We start from the raw sequence: 3,788 nt of genomic DNA, 5'->3' as shown, positions 1-3,788 counted from the left end.
CCGCCCGGCCCGACACCCCCCTTCCCCCGTCGCCGATCGGGCGCCCGTACGACATCGGGGGCCGGCGGCTGATGCTGCACCGCTCGGGCAGCGGCGGACCGGCCGTGGTGTTCCTGCCGGGAGCCGGACAGATCGGCCTGGACTACCTCAACGCCCACGACCGCACCGCCGAACTGACCACCAGCGTGCTGTACGACCGCGCCGGCACCGGCTGGAGCGACCCGGTCGAGCTGCCCCGCAGCGCCGCCGAGGTCACCCGTGAACTCCGCGAGCTGCTGCGCGCCGCCGACGTCCCCGGCCCCCATCTGCTGGTGGGCCACTCCCTGGGCGGGGCGTACGCGCGCCTCCACGCCCAGCGCCACCCCGACGAGGTGGCCGGTCTGCTGCTGCTGGACCCCTTCCACGAGGACCTCCACGCCCTGGCCCCCCAGGAGGCCCGGGACAGGATCGAGCAGATGCACGGGATGGAGCCGCCCGAGCCCACACCGGAACAGCTCGCGGAGTCCCGCCGCCGGATCGCACCGTTCTTCGCACGGTGGCCGGAGCACGTCCGCGAACCGCTCGCCGACTACCACCTCGCCGCCTGGCGGACCGGCCTGCGCGAGGACCGCAACCTCTACGACGAGGTCGCCGAAGAGCTACGGCACGCCCCCTCGCTCCCGGACGTGCCGCTGATCGTGGTCACCGTGCGCGGCCATGACGAGACCCAGGCGCAGCTGTGGCCCGAGGAGACGCTGAGGAGGATCAACGAGGCCAAGACCGCGCTCCATGCAGGGCTGGCGGCCTCGGTCCCGCGCGGCGAGCACCGGATCCTCGACGACGCCGGGCACGGCTGGCTCCACGAGGAGCGCCAGGACGCGGTACTCCAGGCGATCGGAGACCTGCTCCGCAGAGCGGCGGAGCACCGCTGAGACCAGGCCGCACGCCGCACGGCCACACACAACAGGGCCACACACAACAGGGCCGGCCGCATCCGGGGATGCGGCCGGCCCTCTGTCCTGAGCCCTGACGCCCGCTCCTCAGCACAGCGGGCGGGTCAGCCGGTCAGCCGGTCAGTGGTGCCCGTCGTGACGGCTGTCGTGGTGCCCGTCGTTGTGGACGTCGCCGTGCCCGTCGTGACGAACGGCGCCGGGTCCGTCGTGGCGGACGCCGCCGCGGCCCTCGTGGCGCCCGTCGTGGCGTTCGTCGCGGCTGCCCCAGGACGCCTGGTCGATGAGACGCCCACGGGAGTCACGCAGGGTGGCGGTGTCGGAGCGGTCCCACAGGCCCCGGCTGCGGTCCTGGTAGACGTCACGACCGGTGTTGCGGCCGCGGCCGGTGTGCACCCGCACCGAGTGGTGACCGAGCAGCCAGAGGCCGCCGATCCGGAAGGAGTGCCGGTCGCGGTCCGACAGGGTCCAGCCGCGCAGGTCCAGCGTGCGACCGGTGGTGTTGGTGAGGGTGATCCACTCGTCGCGCGCGTTGATGGCGCGGTGGACCGTGCCCAGCTCAACGACAGCGCGGTGGCGCTCGATCCGGTGACCGGCGCCCGCGGCCTGCGCGGTGCCGGTGCCGAGAACGGCAGCCGCGGCGCTGGCGGCCAGGAGCATGGAGGCAATACGACGTGCGTGCATGTATGTCCTCTTGGTTCAGTGCGCGGCCTGGGTATCGGCTGCGCCAATGCGAGGACCGTACGAGCACGCACCGCCGCCCGGGGGCAGCATGGCCGCGACTTCGCCCAAAGAGGTGATCAAGGCGCGAGAGGCACACCGCGCCGCACCGGCGTGCGCCGGTGCGGCGGGGTACGGGGGCGGAGGGCTGTCAGGCGTCGACGCGATCGGGGCGCTCAGCGTCCTCCACCTGTTCGGCCGCAGTGCGCCGGGAGGCGATCAGGCTGGTCACCGTGGTGACGGCCAGGACGGTGCAGATGACACCCAGCGAGAGCGGGATGCCGATCTCGGGCACATGCACCCCGGACTCGTGCATCGCGTGCAGCACCAGCTTGACGCCGATGAAGCCAAGGATGATCGACAGACCGTAGGACAGATGGACCAGCTTCTTCAGCAGGCCGCCGATGAGGAAGTAGAGCTGCCGCAGACCCATGAGGGCGAAGGCGTTGGCGGTGAAGACGATGTACGGGTCCTGGGTGAGGCCGAAGATCGCCGGGATGGAGTCCAGGGCGAAGAGCACGTCGGTGGTGCCGATCGCCACCATGACGACCAGCATCGGGGTGATCAGCCGTCGGCCGTTCTCCCGGACCGTCAGCCTGGTGCCGTGGTACCGGGCAGCAGCGGGGAAGCGCCGCTGGACAGCGGCGAGCATCCGGTTGCCCTCGAACTCGGTCTCCTGCTCGCCGGACCTGGCGTCCTGGATGAGCTTCCAGGCCGTCCACACCAGGAAGGCGCCGAAGAAGTAGAAGACCCAGGAGAAGGTGCCGACCACCGCGGCGCCCGCCGCGATGAAGCCGGCCCGGAGCACCAGGGCGATCAGCACGCCGACCATCAGCACCCGCTGCTGGAAGATCCTGGGGACGGCGAACTTCGTCATGATCAGAATGAAGACGAAGAGGTTGTCGACGCTGAGCGACTTCTCGGTGACGTACCCGGCGAAGAACTCTCCGGCGGGCTGTGATCCCGAGTGCCACCACAGCAGGGCTCCGAAGGCGGCGGCGAGGACGACCCAGACGGCCGTCCAGGTACCGGCCTCCCGCAGCGAGACCTCGTGCGGCTTGCGACCGCCGACCAGGAAGTCGACGGCGATCAGGGCGCACAGCGCCACGATGGTGGTGGCCCACATGGCCAGGGAGACGTCCACTGCACCTCCGGCAGATTCGGATGTTGGCTGCCGGAGGTCTCTTCCGCTCGCTGCTGCGAGCCTGCGCTCCCGGGTCGGTCCGGAACTGCCGGACGGGCCGTGATGACGAGGGCGCTGCGGGGGAGTACTCCCCTCCGATGCAAAGAACTCTACCAGGAAGACCAAGGAAAGGTAAAGAACGACCCCGCAAAGGTAAAGACATCGGAATCATGCGATAGGCCGACGGCCGCCTCGGGCCGTCCTGCGCCCCCCGGCCGGACCCACCGGGCCCGGCGTCGCCGACCGGCCGGCGCGGGGCGCTGGAACCGCCGTCAGACCAGGCGTCGCAGCAACTCGACCAGGACGGTGCTGCCCGGCTCCGGAAGCGGGGGCGTGTAGGTCCACAGCTGCTCGACCCAGGGGTCCGCCAGATACGTCTGCGGCACCGGGGCGAGCCGGGTCAGTGTCCGCCAGAAGCCGTCCAGCACCGGGCCGTGCTCCCGGCCGTCCTCGCGGTCCGCCACCACCAGCAGATGCACCCCGGCAGCCGGACCCTCCTCCGCGAGGAAGCGGATCAGACCCAGCGCACGATCGTCGAAGCCGTACGGGAAGTCCTGCACCAGCAGCAGCCGGTCCGCCCCGTCCGGATGCGACGACAGCGCGTCCACCGCCCCGCCGCGCAGCGCCATCTGCACCAGGTCCACCCGCTCCACCAGCGACTCCAGCAGCGCGGTCACCGCCGCCCGCCCCACAGCCGGCGGGGCCGCCAGCAGGCCCGCACGGGCGAAGGCAGCCAGCGCGGCCCCGGACGACCCGTTGCCGTCCACGGCGTGCAGCCGCAGGGCGCCGGGCGGGTGGCAGGCCAGCAGCCGGACGGCGACGGCGAACGCCACCGTGGCGGCGGCGGCCCGCAGCTCGTCATGGGCCGCCGGGCCGCCCGCAGCCGCGGTGCCGTCGTCCGGTGAGGCACCGGAGTCCACCCAGAGGCCGCGCGCCAGCGGCAGCCTCAGCAGCAG

The 3,788-nt window shown here is 72.1% G+C and carries 3 protein-coding genes and 1 pseudogene; 1 reads left to right on the top strand and 3 read right to left on the bottom strand.

The genetic code is table 11. From position 1 onward, the window contains the following. Positions 1 to 911 (top strand): alpha/beta fold hydrolase (locus AOK09_RS34110; RefSeq protein ID WP_407675457.1); only part of this gene is annotated, 911 nt, incomplete at its 5' end. Between the two features lie 141 nt (positions 912 to 1,052). On the opposite strand, the gene AOK09_RS34105 is transcribed toward AOK09_RS34110, so the two are convergent. The 3 genes and pseudogenes from AOK09_RS34105 to AOK09_RS34095 form a co-directional block, all read right to left on the bottom strand. Then, positions 1,053 to 1,613 (bottom strand): lamin tail domain-containing protein, encoded by a 561-nt coding sequence (locus tag AOK09_RS34105; RefSeq protein WP_063796154.1) that lies wholly within the window; start codon positions 1,611 to 1,613, stop codon positions 1,053 to 1,055. Between the two features lie 187 nt (positions 1,614 to 1,800). Then, complete coding sequence (locus AOK09_RS34100) at positions 1,801 to 2,793, bottom strand: TerC family protein (protein ID WP_055591088.1); 993 nt, start codon at positions 2,791 to 2,793, stop codon at positions 1,801 to 1,803. A 311-nt stretch (positions 2,794 to 3,104) separates the two neighbouring features. Further along, positions 3,105 to 3,788, bottom strand: a pseudogene (locus tag AOK09_RS34095) (hypothetical protein); the annotation flags it as partial.

Origin of the sequence: Peterkaempfera griseoplana (assembly GCF_001418575.1) — a bacterium.
Classification (GTDB): Bacteria; Actinomycetota; Actinomycetes; order Streptomycetales; family Streptomycetaceae; genus Peterkaempfera; species Peterkaempfera griseoplana.
This window is presented reverse-complemented; position numbering and strand designations above follow the sequence as displayed.